The organism is Okeania sp. SIO3I5, assembly GCF_010672085.1.
Lineage (GTDB): Bacteria > Cyanobacteriota > Cyanobacteriia > Cyanobacteriales > Microcoleaceae > Trichodesmium.
In genome coordinates this window covers 1-15,539 of the sequence record NZ_JAAHHT010000231.1, presented here as the reverse complement: position 1 = coordinate 15,539, position 15,539 = coordinate 1, and the positions used below count along the sequence as shown (strand labels likewise).

The following is a 15,539-nucleotide window of genomic DNA, read 5'->3' as shown; positions in this document are numbered from 1 at the left end:
TTACAAAGGGGGATTTAGGGGGATTGTAACTATCTCCCGGAATCCAAATTCAATTCTAATCCAGAAGGGGATAAATCAACCAAAGTTTCTGATGGAATAGCCCAACTTAAACTAGATAAAAAATCCAAAGCTTCCTCTGGAGAAACAGGCAAAGATTCTGTCACCCGCGAACCATCTCTATATAGATAAATATCAGGATTAACAAAAATAATCGGCTCTCCCATACCAATAATTCCGACTAACTGACCATAATTATTTAATAAAGGTCCGCCACTCATGCCATTATAAATACTCAAGTTATATCCAATTTGATATCCCGACTGCATCGGTTTGGCTAAATTTTTATCAACATCACCAAATTTAGTACAGGTTAAACCGCCATTATTAGAATTAGTAAGATTAACATCCGTAGGAAAACCAACAGCCATTACTCGTTCCTCTTTTTCCCACTTTGCCAAACTAGCAATTGGATAATTTTTCCAACTATTAAACTGCAAAATTGCTAAATCATTACCCGTTGTTTCACCATGATGAAAATTCACCAATAAACTTGCTTCATATGATTCACCATCCCCAGTTTCAATAATAAACTTTTCCGCCTTATCTTTCAGCACATGACCGTTAGTTACCAGAGTATAAATATTATCCTGTTTCTGCACTAAAATTCCCGTTCCCCAAGCCTCACCAGAAATAATTTTAACCGTAAATTGTGCAGCAGTTTTACAAAGTTGTTTTTGCCCTATTTTTTGATGTAAAAAAGAAAGACGTTTAGGAGCGATCGCTTGTTCTACAGACAAGAATAAAATTGTCCAAAATACACTCAAGATACTAACTGTTTTGAATGAAAATTTTACCTTCATTACCTGACTAATATAAATTTAGTTAACTGCATAATCTGTAAATTTTCTTTTGAAAGGAGAATGGAAACCAATCACTATATTTTCTTTGGAAATTCCTAATTCAACTAAACGTTCAGCTACAGATTCCTCTGTGTTATTCTGTTGAATATATATTTTGTTATCAATAATATCTAGGTGCAAAATAGAAGCATATACCCAGCGATCTCTTGCCCAACCAACTTGTACTAAGAGGTAATGATGACGCTCAGTATCGAAAATTGTCTCTACCCGAACATAGCTAGACTTTTGCAAAGAAGCTTGTTCTTTGATAATAGTTTGGATAATTTGACTATAGTCTATTGCCATTTGATAATTTCCTCAATGTCTGGATTATAAACAATTAGTTGTAAGTTATTTATAGCGATCGCTCTTTGAGTAATAAACGTAGGTTGGGTTGCTCACACGGATTTGGACACGGATATACGGATTAATAATTGTTGGTTGGGTTGCTCACACGGATTTGGACACGGATATACGGATTAATAATTGTTGGTTGGGTTGCTCACACGGATTATGCCACGGATACACGGATTAAGTTGTTTGTATTATTTTCAAACGATCGTCGCTCACACTGATTTTGCCACGGATATACGGATTAATAATTGTAGATTAATAATTGTAGGTTGGGTTTCACTTTGTTCTACCCAACCTACATTATCTAGACAAAACCCAAACCAAATAAATTATTTAGTAGGTGGAGAATAATTCAACATTGAATCAATATTAATAACTTTTATATCCCCATATTGTTCAAAAATACTAGCTGAATGTCTCAGAGGATCAATAGAATCTTTGACATTTAATTCACCTATTTGATTAACCATTCCTTGAGCATTATCACCAGGTATAAGAGTCATCAAAATATTAGAACTAGGACAATTGCCAGTATAGTTACTTAGACTACCAATAGCACATAATACAGGTTGGTTCTTTGCACGACCAGGAACAATTTTACTCAAATCACCTGTCTGTTGAAACTTCTCAAAGTTATCAGAAACTTCACGGCAACGTCTCTTGGGGTCATATCCAGCATTGATGAAATAGTCGCTTTCCCCAATAATTAGAGTTATCTCCCCCCTGATAGGATGGTCTGCAATAGTAGCAGGTTTACCATTATCAGTACCACAGTAGAAACTAGCAAAACGACTAGCTTGTTGGGCCTGACTATGCTGAGTTAGACCAGCAACTACAGCTAAACTAAAACAACCAATAGTCGCCCATCGTTTGAAAGATTTAAAATTCATATATCGTACTCCTCTACTAATAAAAATATATAGATCCGCCCCAACCAAGAAATCGGGTTTATTACCCTAATTTAATAGTTGATATTTCAAATTTTAGTTCATAAACCAGATTTCTGCCTAAGTTCTAAAAGAGTTAACTTATTCACAAATATTTTAACTACAATACCTACCCGATATTATTCCAGAAATTATCGTAAAAATTCTCAAATAGCAAGAGATAGCATTTCACAGCAAAAATCAAAAGTAAGATTTTATAGGCTTAAAACTTTAAAGTTTGTAGTAGAACTTTAGCCATAAGTATAGATATTGCTCAAGCTCTACTACAAACAAATCTATTATCAGTTAGTTTTCGATATTTTCCTCAAGTTTATGCAAAGCTAGATTAACTTTTTCCTCCAATTTTTGCAACTGTTTTTGCTTTAAGTCACTCCACTCTGGCAATTGATTAATAAACTGTTGTAAATCAATAATTACACTTGTTAAATCGTTAATTTGTTGTAGTTCGGGTCGTCGCTTAAACTGCTGAGAAAGCAAATCTAATTCAGTTTGCAATAGCTTCATAGTTTGCTCCTGAATATCTAATCGATTCGATAAACTTTTTATTGTTTCCAGCAAAATTTTAATTTGCTTTTCTTGCTGGTTTATTTCTAATTCTTTAGTTGTGGATTGAAAATCATTGATACTATTTTGTAAGTCAACAATAATTTCAGAAATTGACTTTTGATATTCATCTATTTTCCCAGTTGTATCAAATTTAATTGCTTTAGTTTGTGCTGCTAATTTTCGTCTGTTAAACAGATTTAAAAATAAAGATGTAAAAATAAATCCTACTGGATAAATAACTGGTTGCTCAAACATATAATTACCAAAAATTCCGACGGCAGAAGCAGCAAGAAAAATATATTCCAGGATTTCTAAAAAACGCAGGCGGTGTAACATATTTTCAGTTATCAATTATCGGTTATCAGTTATCATATCAAAATCGGAGTCAGGAGACAGGAGACAGGAGTCAGAATGAAAGAAGGAGTCAGGAGACAGGAGTCAGGAGTCAGAATGAAAGAAGGAAGAAGGATTCGGAAAAAAGGGTTAGCAGATAAAATTCGATTCTTGAATATTGCGCAAGGTTCCTTAAAAGAAAGTCGATATTACTTAGTTCTGACAAATTACCTTGAATATGGGAATACTTCAGAACTTCTACTACCCGATCGAAGAAGTAAGTAATATCAAATCCGTTGGCTTCGGAGTAACATAATTCTGTCGTAGTCATACAATGCTTAGGGGGCGAATGCCATTCGCCCCTACGATGTAAACTCTTATCTTTAAATACTGAATAACACCGATGCTACCGGATTTGAGATAAATTACTAGATTCATACATTGCTGCAATTGAACAACGTAGGCAATCTCCTGATTTCTGACTTCTATTCTTTTCCCTCCTGATATCAAATCCGCTTGATTGGACATAAAAAAAATCTCAAATCGTCATAATTACTCAATATTTGTAATCCTCTCCCCTCCTTATATAGAATCCGGGTAATTAGTTATCGTATTACTGAGGAGTAATGAGTAATGAGTAATGAGTAATGAGTAAGGAGTAAGAAGTAAGGAGTTAGGAGGTAGGAGGTAGGAATTAGGAGTAAGAAAGGAAATGAAAATGCATAAATTTTTAAATTCGTGCTTCTAGCAAACACATATTTTAGTTGAGGATTTTTGAATGCGATTACTGTATAACCGGATTTTATATTACTCCTAACTCATTACTCAACCCTGACTTATTACTCAATCCTGACTCATTACTCATTACTCATTACTCCTTACTCATTACTCAATCTTGACTCCTTCCCTCTTTCATATTTGTAGAATTATTCGTGCCAAATTAAAATAAATCAAAACACCGAGAACATCCACAGCAGTTGTAATAAACGGTGCTGACATTAAGGCTGGATCTAACCCAAACGAACGAAACAGGAATGGCAAAGAGGAGCCAGCAACAGAAGCCAAAATTGAGATTGCAACCAAACTTACTCCTACCGTCACTGATACTTCTAAATTTCCATTGACAATAAATAAGTAAGCCCAAACTGTTGCCAATAAACCGAGAATACATCCAAGCATTCCACCAGCAGCAGCTTCACGCAGAATCACTCGCCATCGTCCGATTTTCCAGATTTCATCGGTATTCATACCGCGAATGACAACAGTCGAAGATTGCGCCCCCACATTTCCACCAGTACCTGTTAATAATGGAATGAATGCTGCTAAAGCAACTACTTTTTGCAGAATATCTTCTTGCGCTGTAATAATTCCACCTGTAACACTATTTGTCAGTAACAAGACAAATAACCAGACTACCCTTCTGCGAGCAACAGTAAATAAGTTTACCTGAAAATAATTATCGCCATCAGACTGCACCCCACCTAAAGCATAAATATCTTCAGTAGTTTCCTGTTCCAAAATATCGAGAACATCATCAACGGTAATAATCCCCACGAGTCGTTGTTCGCTGTCTACCACTGGTATTGCCAGAAAGTCGTAACGCTGAATAACACGGGCAACTTCTTCTTGATCGGTACCAGTTTGTACGTAGACAAAATCACGATTCATTATTTCGCTGATAGTTTTGTTTAGCTGAGAGGTGACTAAATCTCGCAGTGATAAAATACCTGTAAGATGGCGGTTAGTATCAGTGACATATAGAGAATAAACTGTTTCGGTAACGTTTGCTAGCGATCGAATGCGTTCTAAACTTTCGGCAACCGTATATTCTTCTTTAAGAGAAATGTATTCGGGAGTCATGATCCGCCCTGCTGTTCCAGAGTCGTAACCCAGAAGTTGTGCCGTAGCTTGGCGTTCGGAGGGGCTGAGTTGGCCTAAGAAACGTCGGACAACGGTTGCAGGTAATTCTTCAAAGAGTTTGGCGCGATCGTCCGGAGACATTTTATCAACAATATCTATGACTTCTTGGCGTTTGAATTTTTCGCACAGAGACTGTTGCACGCTGGAGTCTAATTGTTCATAGACTTCGATCGCCTCACGTTTAGACAATAAGCGAAAAGCAATAACTTGCATAGTTTCTGGTAAACCTTCGATCGCTTCAGCAATATCGGGTGGCTGTACTGGGATCAGCATAGCTTTAGCTCCAGATAAGTTATCTTGCTCTAGTAGAGTCTGAAGTTGCGATCGAACTAATTCTCGTAATTCTTGACGAGAAATAGTGGCTATGGAAGGGGATGAATAGTTATTATTTTCAATCAAAGCTAACCCTCCTATGATATAGATTTATGAATTCAGTTTAGAGGCTAAGGGAACTTTTTTCTCCTTAGACTTAATAAAGTCCTAATTTTTAGGGGGTGGTTTAGACAAAAGTTGATAATTTATTTGACTTCTTGCAGAAGTCAGGGAATAGGGAATAGGGAATAGGGAATAGGGAAGAATAATTGATAATTTATGGATAATAATTGACTTTACTTTTTATTTTTGGAGATGTCTATTGTCAAAAATAAAAAACAGTACAAAACTTACTATAAACTTTATTCTACAAGTTAATAAAGTCAAATTTTTCGGGGGAATGTTGATATAGAAGTTAATAATTTATTCCCAAAAATAGTACAAAACCCACCCGAAATTTATGGCTTTTTTGTTCCTGCTTCCTCCTTGTTTCTTTGACTACCCACTACATTTTAATTTTTGTTCTAAATTTTCTTTAAATCCATTCATTAATTCTCGATAAATTCTTGACGATTTACCATCATAAATATAACGGAAAAAAAAGGCATCTTTTCTGATACCTACTTTGAGTGAAACTGTTTTTTTAATTTCTTGGAATACTCCTTGTACCCAAGCAAATCCAGTATTTATGAAAGCAAATATAATACTAAATATGATTATTGTTAGTTTGTTTTTCATGCTTGACCTCACATTAAAATCATTCAGATCATCCTTGCTCAAATCGTCTACAGTTTTTTCTTTAATAACGATCGTATCAAAATTATACAACAAGATGAATAAATGTCAAGCTTTTGGAAAAAAATAAAGAAGCAAGAATAGAGCTATCGAAAATAAAAAATAAAGTCAAATCATTGAAACTAATTAGATCAAAACTATCCGCCAATAAATCTAGTATAAAAATATATTAATGACTGCTAAAAAGAAATAAAAATAATTATTGAAATTAGATAGTGTCCTGATAATTAGTGGTAAAAAAACTTTCTCCTCCTTATAGCTAAAAATTTCCTCCTGACTCCTCCATTTTTATTTGGTGCAGGGACGGCAGAGGGCAGAAGGCACTTATGCTGAAGGGTTTCTTCTTATTGTGACTTAATTTTATACACTCTCGGATGCTACCGGACATTATATAACGGAAGGTTGTGTTACCACTCATATCATGTCCGCTTGTATGGTCGCGTGTAAACCGGCACAGGCAAGATGCCTATTCCACAAGGTTCAGATCTACAGGAAATTTAAGTTTTTTTCTGGATCTTAAATATTCCTCCCTGTTACCTGTTCCCTCTCTTAAGTATTCCTCCCAGTTAAGTGTTCCCAGTTAAGTGTTCCCAGTTCCCTACCTTTGCTATACAATACCGATGCTACCGGACATGATATCATTACTAACAGGTTTCCAGCTTTTAACAAATAGTAAAGCTTTGTACCTCACGCACGGGCGTGAAACTGCTGTAAAAAAAATGTGGGGCGTACAGTCCGCGCTCCACATTTATTACTATGCTAAATTTTTCTGTTTCTGAGAATTTGGTGAATTATTTTTGGTAATTCTGCTAGCGTAATGGTATTGAGTAAACTTGGTATTCACGCTTCGATCTTAATTTATACAAAGACAGTTGAGTTTTGCCCGTAAAAAAATCATCACCCTCCATCTTCAGGTCTCCCCCAGTAGCTCTACCATGACGCGAGCACCACTACCTTATTTTTTAGGTGCAGTCAACACATCCCAAGCTGCTTGGCCTGCTTTGACTAAGCGATCGCCAAAATCTTGAACTTCCTTAACCATTGTTTCCCAGTTTGTCTCAATATCTTTCTCTAGCTTCTTGCCCGCATTCTCTATTTCTTTAGGATCTATAAGTCTGATCCGTTCGATAGTTTCTCTTGCTTGTTTGACTGCCTCAATATACTTCTCACGGGTAAACTCGCCAGCAGTTTCCATTTCTGACTGAGCTAATCTTTTGATTGCTTCCATCAATTCTTGGGTTTCTTGCTGAGGGTTACTATCTCCAGAAGTAGGAGTAATTTGATTTGATTTGTTCTCAACTTCTACGATCGCTCCCTCTTGTGGTTGATTTTGTTCTGTCATAATTTTTGGCTCCTAATTTTACTAATTAACAGGTTACACCTTACATTATATAGCTATAAGCATTCAGTTCTCAAACTTACTCCCAGTAATAAATTAAGTTCTGAATTCTCAATTCTGAATTCTCAATTCTCAATTCTAACTTATCCCAATAATTTCTGCTCTAATTCTAACAATTTTTCAATCCGCGCTTCTGTGGATGGGTGTGTCGAAAATAAATTCGCCATCATTCTACCGGAAAATCCATTGATAATTAATAATGGTGCAAAAGCAGGATTAGCATTTAATGGCATTTGTCGGGAATTTTGCTCTAACCTTTGCAAAGCTAGAGCTAGAGCGCGGGGGTTGCCAGTCAAGTTACCTGCTCCCGCATCAGCAGAAAATTCACGAGTTCGAGAAATTGCCATTTGTACAATACTTGCAGCTACCGGAGCTAACATGATGGTTAATAACATGACTACTGGGTTAGCTCGGTTACCGTTTCTCGAACCTCCACCAAACCACATTCCATAACTAGCTATTTGGGTTAACCAAGATATGCCACCTGCTATTGTCGCAGCTACCGCTTGAGTAAAAGTATCGCGATTTTTGATATGACTGAGTTCGTGAGCAATAACTCCTTCGAGTTCATCCTCCGGTAAAATTCTCATAATACCTTCGGTGACTGCCACTGCTGCATGATGGGGATCGCGTCCTGTCGCAAAAGCATTAGCAGAAGCAGTAGGAATAATATAAACACCTGGCATAGGTAGACGTGCGCGATGGCAGAGTCTTTCTACCATTTCATATAATGCAGGTGCTTCTGCTTGACTTACTGGTTTAGCATTATAAGCTGCTAGGGCAATTTTATCTGAGAAAAACCAGGAACCTAAGTTCATTATTGCAGCTAAAAGTAGACCAATTGTAGCACCAGTTGTGCCACCTATTAACCAATAACTAACTGTAACTAATAGGGCGCTAAGTATACCTAATAAAGCAACTGTTTTGACTAAGTTCATAAAGGTTGCCTCCTCTCAAGGCTAATGGTTGTTATTTATATTATCTAATGGTTCTTAGTTTTTTATGATTTCTATTTCATTTTAGCCATAATTATTGATCTACTTATGATCGGAAAACTTGACAAAAGGTTCGGTTTTCCTTTGATAGTTATTAACACTCAGCTAGCAACTTACAGCAATGCATGAGGATGGTGAGGTACACTTAAAGTTTAATCTATATCCTTGCAGTTGAGCCTTCAAGGTTGTAACAACCTGGAAGGTTGTGTTACCTCTCATTACTAATAGGTTTCCAGCTTTTTTAAAAAAAATTTTTGTACCTCACGCGCCTCCGAAACTGCTGTAATTAAATACCTTTGTTTATTTCTCCCCTAATCCCCTACTCTCTTACCTAAAAATTAAGGTTTAAAGCCTCTCTTTTCAAGGAAAAAAAAACCAAAAAATTCCTTTTCAGCAATCCTATTCTTTTTAATAATTAATAATTATTAATTATTGAATCCCCTAATCAAGATTTATTCCATTCCAAAATGATAACTGGTATGACTACCATTTGGATATAAAAAAGTACAGACTACTGCTACTTCTGGATTATAATTGTTAATCAATTTTCCTAAACCCATTTGTTGCCAATCAGTAATTATTGATGGGATTTGACTGATAGGTTTAAACTTCACTTGCCAGTCTGCTAAAACTGTACTATTTTCTTCTAATTGTCTAAAAATTATTACCGTACCTTTTTCTCCAATTTGTTTATATCCTTCAGAGGCGATCGCTGCAATTTTTTCTGCATTTTCTTGGATTACTGCTAATTGTTCTGCTTTTGATTCTAGGGAATTTTCCATTACATTTATCCTTTGAATTTAACTAAACTTTTATAACATATTTAGGGAACAGGGAACAGGGAATAAGGAATAGAAAAAAAGTATTTTGGCAAATAACATAAGAGATGCACCCGAAAATTCACTTTATGTTTGACGATTTACACTTCTTGACCATAATTACTTATCGCTTAATTGAAATAGACCCTAATTCTCAGTATCCTAAGTTAATTATATGCCATTATGTCATTGCGACTGGAACGGAATGGAAGATGGAAGGAAGCAATCTTTACCTGTTCTCTATTCCCTTTTCGCTTTTCCCTTTTCCCTTTTCCCTACTATATATTCAATAACAATTCTTGAGCCACGGCTTTAACTACATTAATACTTACAGAATTTCCTAATTGATAATAAGCCTTATTATCGTCAGAATGCAAAATAAATTTATCTGGAAAACCTTGTAATCTTGCAGCTTCCCTCGGAGTAATTTTTCTGATTCTATTTTGATTATAAATTCCTAATCTATTAGCATCACTCGCCACTAAAGTTACAGAAATTTTATCTGGGTCTAAAAACTTGTAGACTTCAAAAGAAAAATTACCTGCCACTGGTTTATATTTGGATTCGACTATTTGCAGATAATTTTTACTCACTAAAGAATTAAGCAAAATATTTAACTGAGGATGAGGAAAAAAACTAGCTATTTGTTCCTGACTCAACAATTTACCATCTTGATGTTTACCAAATTGACTATTTCTCCGTTTCAAAATAAAACGGTTCATTAATTCTATTTCTTCAACACTGCATTTACCCCTCAATCCCAACTCCCAAGAATGAATCGAATTTCCCCCGCGATAATCAATTAATCTCATGCCATGTAATTTATTCAAATCTCCATTTAATCTTTGTTTTAAGGCCGCGACAAATTTTTCCGAACAATTATATTTTTCATCTGGATTATCTTCCAAAACATCTGCCACAGTTATAGATTTTTTCAGAGGATAAAATAAAGATAATTGTTGGGGATGATAAGAATGAGAATCTTTCGGACCAAGGTCAGAAATTAAGTTAAATTTCGGCGTACTATCTAAAACTCCTAAGATATAAACTCGGAGACGATTTTGGGGTAAATCAAAATTCGCGCTATTCAATAAAAATATGTCAAAACTATAGCCTCTACTTTGAATTTCATGTTTAATAGTTTCGATAGTTCTACCTTGATCATTAGTTAGCAAACCACGGACATTTTCAAATATAAAACCTTGAGGTTTGTATGTATCTATTAACCTGGTAATTTCAAAAAACAGTGTACCTCTAGTATCCCCAAATCCAGCTTTTTTTCCAGCATAAGAAAAAGATTGACAAGGAAATCCTGCTAATAATATTTGATATGGTGGTAATTTTTCAATTTTGCGGATATCTCCTAAAGGAAATTCTGCAAAATTTTTCTGATAAACTAAACCAGCGTCAGGATTTATTTCACTGCTTAATACACACTCAGTTTCAATGTTTAAATATTCGGCAGCTTGTTCAAAACCTAATCTCATTCCACCAATGCCAGCAAATAAATCAATAAAGCAAATTTTTGTCATTTGATAATTGTTAGAAATAGTATGTAAATTTTCCATTTTTTTCAATCATTACTGCCTAAGTAATCTCTCAAAAAATCACAAAGAATTGACAACTCATTTTTAGAAAATGCCACAGTGCAATGGCTATGTAAACAAATTGTTTGTAAAGCTGACTGTCTTTCAAAATTTCCTGCTCCATCTATAACATAAGCAATTTTGTGACCTGCTGCTTCAACTTGTTCGTAACGAGCTTTTGCTTGTCCTCCTTTACGTTCAATAACACTATTAGTAGTTACTTGGAAACTTACTTCTATAGCTATATATTTCTGTTTTTTTTTGACTACAATATCAAATGAAGTTAAACGTCCTGTAGTTGGATCAGTATGAGTTACATTAGGTAAAGTAGCACCAGATTTAACTTCAATTTCAGTAATTCCAATTTCATCTTTTATGTACTGAGCAACAAATTTTTGTGCTAGATGACCTAAAGCATTAGATTTTGCACCCCCTGTAATACGACTAACCCAAATATATCGCTGCTTAATAAAACTATCTAATTCACTCGGTTTACCTAAATAATCACCAATTTCACATCTTGCTAAAATTGAAGAAATTTCTTGATTAGAATTGTTATGAGAACTTCCAAATAAAAGAAGCGCAATAGCATCTTTTTGTCTTTCATCTAAAGAGTGTTTGACAAAAAGGTCTTTTCCATTAATTTTAAGAGTTTGATTACTTAAGCTTTTTGTAGGTAAAGCTTGAAACTTATAAATGCGCTGAGTATTTTTCCAGTAATATTTCATTTCTTCATTAGGAAACAAATTTTTAAATTCTCTACTTATACGTTTAAGCATTTCTCCTCCAAAGTCAGCCATAATAACCAAATGCTTAACAAATAAGTTGCCTGACAAAGCTGAAGAGTTGACTATTGTAAATAAGTCCTCTAATTCTAATACATCAATGCTTAAGATTTGAATAAATTGCTCTTGTGTTTTTAACAACAATGGAATTATACTTAACTCTGCTTCCATTTCAGCTAATTCTGTAGGCCAAAATTTTGATGCTGCTTTTTCTAATTCCAGAAACGTTTTTCTATAATCTTCTTTAGGGTTATTCATTATATTTTTTCATTAATTATAAAAAATTTGTCAAAAAATCTCAATAATTATACAAGAAAAAGTTACTTTGCACAATTTCATAAATCTAGATCGCTTGATTAATTGATTATTTTATAGTACATTAAGTTAATAATATATAATACATTTTGAGTTTATCCTTTTTTCCTCTTTTTTCTTATGTTAGAAAGTATTATTTTGATATTATTAATAGGCTTTTTTGTCGGCGAAATTGCCTTTAGATTAAAAGCACCACCCCTCGTCGGAATGGTATTAGTGGGAATATTATTAGGTCCCAAAATTAGCAATACCATCGACTCTAGCATTTTGCAAGCTGCCGACTCCCTGAGAACGATCGCTGTAACAATTATTTTGATGAAAGCAGGGTTAGGTTTAGACAGAGAAAAATTAGCACAACAAGGAACTGTAGCACTGCGGTTAGGTTTTCTTCCCGCAACCTGCGAAGCTATTGTTATCGCCCTCGCAGCTATGTGGTTACTTCAATTTGACTTTGCCACCGGGTTGTTATTAGGTTGTATCATCGGTGCCGAATCTCCCGCAGTTATTGTTCCCGGAATGTTGCGCCTCAAAAGTTCGGGTTGGGGCGTCACCAAAGGTATTCCTGATGCAATTTTGACGGGTAGTGCTTTGTCAGATGTTTTGCTGTTGTTAGTTTTTAGTTTACTGCTGGCATTTTTATCCCAGGGAACAACCACTATAACTTTACCTGGTGACATCACTCTCAGTGCATTACAACTATTACCTTTTCAAGTAATTTTACAAATTATTCTCGGAGCGATCGCCGGGTTGCTAACCGCGCGAATATTAGTATTGCTCTTAGTCAAACAAAATTGGACTCAAAATGCCACCCAGGATACTTTAGTCGCAGCAAGTTTTGCTCTCTTGTTAGTCGTATTAGCAGAAAAATTTCCTATATTTTCCGGTTATTTAGCAGTCATGGCAACAGGATTTTTTGTCATCGAATTTGATGCTCCCCTGGCGCGACGGTTACGAAATGGTTTTGATACTTTGTGGGTGGTAGCGCAAATAATTTTGTTTGTCTTGCTCGGTGCTAGTATCCCGTTGCAAGTGCTGGAAAACGTCTTGTTGGTAGGGTTGTTAATTTTAGCGATCGGCACTTTATTCGGGCGAATGCTCGGTTGGTATCTCTCCACTTTGGGCAGTAACTGGAACTGGCGAGAACGTCTATTTTTGCTGCCTGGAAATTCCGCCAAGGCAACCGTGCAAGCTGCCATTGGAGCTATTCCTCTAGCAGCAGGTATTGAAGGAGGAGAAACAATATTAGCGATCGCTGCCCTATCCATATTAGTCACAGCACCATTGGGAGCTTGGGCAATACCTACCTTTGCGCCAAAACTGTTAGAAAAAGGAGAAGTCGATCCGACAAAAGTAGCGATCGCTCGTCGTATTGTTTTGTTAGCTGCCGTTGATACCTCACCCCTTGCTGTGGATGTGTTGTTAAAAGTTGCAGAGTTGGCGAGACGTTGTGATGGGGAAGTTGTCGTGTTGCACGTTATGCAGTCTGAGGATGCCGAAAGTATTGAGCAACTGCGACAGCAAACAGGGCAACTTTTGGCAGATATTCGGTATCGGTTTGTAACTGTTGCAGGTGTCGTATCCGAGGAAATAGTTTCAGTTGCACGAGAGTATGGAGCAGCAGAAATAGTTATGGGAAAAAGAGGGCATCGTTTATGGGAAAATGTGTTAGTTGGTTCCGTGTCTCAAGCAGTTTTGGAAAGGAGTTTAATTCCTGTGGTGGTAGTTGAAAAAAGGTAGTTGTGTAAGGAAAAAAACAGCGAGTCACTTTTGGGAAAGCGATCGCTACCTTATCCATCTTAGTCACAGCACCTTTGAGAGCTTTGGTAATACATACCTTTTACCTTTGCAGCAAAACTTTGAGAAACTCAATTAAAGCAGAAGTTCGCGCTATCTCATCAAGGTATTTTCCGAATTAACGGCAATGATAGCAGCGAACTCGCTTTAGACTCTTCCTTTGTTCTCTCAATGATATAGCTGGTTGAGATCGAGCATCTTTTTCTTGACATACTCCCGACGCTCCCCTCCCCCCTTCCAAAGGGGGGTTAGGGGGGATGGAGAGCGCGGGATTCTTCAGCCAGAGAAAAACTGACCGCAGTTTTAACAGAAGTGATGTCCTCCTCCTGTGTTGACAACAATCCTATTTTTTGTATTAGGAGTGCTGAGTTATAGTCTCTGTCTAATTCCTGTCCACATTTAGCACAGGAATGCCAGCGTTCTGATCAACTTTTAGAGACTTTATTCAGACATTTCCAACAATGTTGGGATCTACCTTTTGGGTCTACGCGTGATAATTTTTTTGCCTAGTTTCCAGGCTACATACTTAGACGGATCAGCACTGATAGAACAGAACCTTTTTAATAGCTTGACAGAACACTATCGACAAGCTGGCTATAAGTTACAACCTCATATCCATTATCAAGACATATTCCTATCAATTCTCTAAGTGTTTCTATCGCATCAGGATTCACTTCTGTATCATCTGGATCTTCCATCGTGAACTCAAATGGGTGCATCATTACTACACTCCAGTTGTTTATTTCTATCTGCTCTTGGATTTCTGCAAAAATTTCGCTTGCCGGTTGAATCTTATATGGCACATCCCATCCGCCCGTTGAAGCAGCAGCAGGTAAGTATGCAGGGTTAGAAGTAGGATCTCCTTCATTGTAGCAGAAATTTGGAGTACATTGGGCTGACAAAATGTCGTACCCTGCCTCCTTCATCGCTGGAATCGTAGTATCTTCAGAATATGCGTTAAATGGGGCAATAAATGTCCTTACTTCCTTTTCTGGGAAATATGTGTCTCCTATCAATTCCCTGAAATCCTCCAATTCCCTTACCTGTTCTTCTATTGTTTTTTCCGAGAAATCCTCATGAGTCATACTATGAGAAACGACTTCACCACTATCTCCTAGATTTGCCATAATTTCTTGGATTTCTTCTACATGAGCAACATCTTCTCCAAACACATTTCCAATAATTCCAATGGAAATACCCTGAGGGCTGCTTTTACCATCTACAGAGTAGTCAGCGAATACCTTTATAATCTCTTGTTGAGCTTCATTACAGTACCAATCCTGGATATCATCAAGCCGGAAAACGACTTTAGGTGTTGTTGGGTTGGCCAAGGCCAATTGAACTTCATGATCGGCTAGGGCTGGACTTGTTAACCAAGAAAGCCCTAAAAACATCATGGTAATTATGATGAAAAGCTTGCGTGACATAGTTTTATTTGCTCCATTTGATTGAAATTATATCAAATCTGATAGCATTAGTATAATTCAGGATTTAGAAAAAAATACAGGACTTACGCAAAATAGCAAATTATACGGCGTTGGTAAATGGAAAGATGAACTGAGTAATCTACTCATAAGATAGGTAGGCAAAATGGAATATGTAGATAGTGCTAAATAAATTAAGTCTATGCAATGTCCAGAGTGTGCTAGTAAACATATCCGCAAAAATGGTCATAGAGGAGATCAGCAAAATTATATCTATCTATCTGTGTTAAATGTGGTCGGCAGTTTATAGAAGTCTA

General features: G+C 36.2%; 17 protein-coding genes. 4 read left to right on the top strand and 13 right to left on the bottom strand.

All coding sequences use genetic code 11. The annotated features are described in order from the left end of the window. Positions 1–29: 29 nt before the first annotated feature. Both F6K40_RS32510 and F6K40_RS32505 read right to left on the bottom strand, forming a co-directional pair. Positions 30–860: a S1 family peptidase gene (locus F6K40_RS32510; RefSeq protein ID WP_293142093.1), complete on the bottom strand. Its 831-nt coding sequence runs from the start codon at positions 858–860 to the stop codon at positions 30–32. An 18-nt stretch (positions 861–878) separates the two neighbouring features. Then, positions 879–1,205: a XisI protein gene (locus F6K40_RS32505; protein WP_293142092.1), complete on the bottom strand. Its 327-nt coding sequence runs from the start codon at positions 1,203–1,205 to the stop codon at positions 879–881. Positions 1,206–1,412: 207 nt separating this feature from the next. Between F6K40_RS32505 and F6K40_RS32500 the strand changes: the two genes are divergently transcribed. Continuing rightward, entirely contained in the window at positions 1,413–1,604 is a 192-nt protein-coding gene (locus tag F6K40_RS32500; protein ID WP_293142090.1) for a hypothetical protein, read from the top strand. On the opposite strand, the gene F6K40_RS32495 is transcribed toward F6K40_RS32500, so the two are convergent. After that, positions 1,583–2,143: a COP23 domain-containing protein gene (locus F6K40_RS32495; RefSeq protein ID WP_293142088.1), complete on the bottom strand. Its 561-nt coding sequence runs from the start codon at positions 2,141–2,143 to the stop codon at positions 1,583–1,585. The two genes, F6K40_RS32500 and F6K40_RS32495, sit on opposite strands and share 22 nt — an antisense overlap. A gap of 342 nt (positions 2,144–2,485) precedes the next feature. Then, positions 2,486–3,082, bottom strand: coding sequence for a hypothetical protein (locus F6K40_RS32490; RefSeq protein ID WP_293142086.1), 597 nt, complete (start codon positions 3,080–3,082; stop codon positions 2,486–2,488). A 75-nt stretch (positions 3,083–3,157) separates the two neighbouring features. Here F6K40_RS32490 and F6K40_RS41155 point away from each other — a divergent pair, with 75 nt between their 5' ends. Continuing rightward, positions 3,158–3,364: a four helix bundle protein gene (locus F6K40_RS41155; protein WP_365673564.1), complete on the top strand. Its 207-nt coding sequence runs from the start codon at positions 3,158–3,160 to the stop codon at positions 3,362–3,364. Positions 3,365–3,406: 42 nt separating this feature from the next. On the opposite strand, the gene F6K40_RS32485 is transcribed toward F6K40_RS41155, so the two are convergent. From F6K40_RS32485 to F6K40_RS32450, 8 genes are all read right to left on the bottom strand, one after another. After that, positions 3,407–3,607, bottom strand: a complete 201-nt coding sequence (locus F6K40_RS32485) for a hypothetical protein (RefSeq protein ID WP_293142084.1) — start codon at positions 3,605–3,607, stop codon at positions 3,407–3,409. 384 nt (positions 3,608–3,991) lie between these two features. Continuing rightward, positions 3,992–5,398: a magnesium transporter gene (mgtE, locus tag F6K40_RS32480; RefSeq protein ID WP_293142082.1), complete on the bottom strand. Its 1,407-nt coding sequence runs from the start codon at positions 5,396–5,398 to the stop codon at positions 3,992–3,994. Positions 5,399–5,809: 411 nt separating this feature from the next. Then, positions 5,810–6,049 carry a hypothetical protein gene (locus F6K40_RS32475; RefSeq protein WP_293142080.1) on the bottom strand — a complete coding sequence of 80 codons (240 nt, stop codon included), beginning with the start codon at positions 6,047–6,049 and terminating at the stop codon, positions 5,810–5,812. A 1,012-nt stretch (positions 6,050–7,061) separates the two neighbouring features. Beyond that, positions 7,062–7,448 carry a hypothetical protein gene (locus F6K40_RS32470; protein ID WP_293142078.1) on the bottom strand — a complete coding sequence of 129 codons (387 nt, stop codon included), beginning with the start codon at positions 7,446–7,448 and terminating at the stop codon, positions 7,062–7,064. Between the two features lie 140 nt (positions 7,449–7,588). Continuing rightward, positions 7,589–8,443, bottom strand: coding sequence for a M48 family metalloprotease (locus F6K40_RS32465; RefSeq protein WP_293142076.1), 855 nt, complete (start codon positions 8,441–8,443; stop codon positions 7,589–7,591). 509 nt (positions 8,444–8,952) lie between these two features. Continuing rightward, positions 8,953–9,282, bottom strand: a complete 330-nt coding sequence (locus F6K40_RS32460; RefSeq protein ID WP_293142074.1) for a hypothetical protein — start codon at positions 9,280–9,282, stop codon at positions 8,953–8,955. Positions 9,283–9,596: 314 nt separating this feature from the next. After that, positions 9,597–10,886 (bottom strand): DNA (cytosine-5-)-methyltransferase, encoded by a 1,290-nt coding sequence (gene dcm / locus F6K40_RS32455; RefSeq protein WP_293142072.1) that lies wholly within the window; start codon positions 10,884–10,886, stop codon positions 9,597–9,599. A gap of 5 nt (positions 10,887–10,891) precedes the next feature. Continuing rightward, positions 10,892–11,947 carry a DpnII family type II restriction endonuclease gene (locus tag F6K40_RS32450; RefSeq protein ID WP_293142070.1) on the bottom strand — a complete coding sequence of 352 codons (1,056 nt, stop codon included), beginning with the start codon at positions 11,945–11,947 and terminating at the stop codon, positions 10,892–10,894. Positions 11,948–12,124: 177 nt separating this feature from the next. On the opposite strand from F6K40_RS32450, the gene F6K40_RS32445 reads away from it, so the two are divergent. After that, positions 12,125–13,741, top strand: coding sequence for a cation:proton antiporter (locus F6K40_RS32445; RefSeq protein ID WP_293142068.1), 1,617 nt, complete (start codon positions 12,125–12,127; stop codon positions 13,739–13,741). Between the two features lie 617 nt (positions 13,742–14,358). Here the strand turns inward: F6K40_RS32445 and F6K40_RS32440 are convergent. Further along, the gene (locus F6K40_RS32440) at positions 14,359–15,225 is read right to left on the bottom strand and encodes a polysaccharide deacetylase family protein (RefSeq protein WP_293142066.1); all 867 of its coding nucleotides are present in this window, start codon (positions 15,223–15,225) and stop codon (positions 14,359–14,361) included. Between the two features lie 199 nt (positions 15,226–15,424). Here F6K40_RS32440 and F6K40_RS41670 point away from each other — a divergent pair, with 199 nt between their 5' ends. Continuing rightward, positions 15,425–15,532 (top strand): transposase-like zinc-binding domain-containing protein, encoded by a 108-nt coding sequence (locus F6K40_RS41670; RefSeq protein WP_483143771.1) that lies wholly within the window; start codon positions 15,425–15,427, stop codon positions 15,530–15,532. Positions 15,533–15,539: the final 7 nt, after the last annotated feature.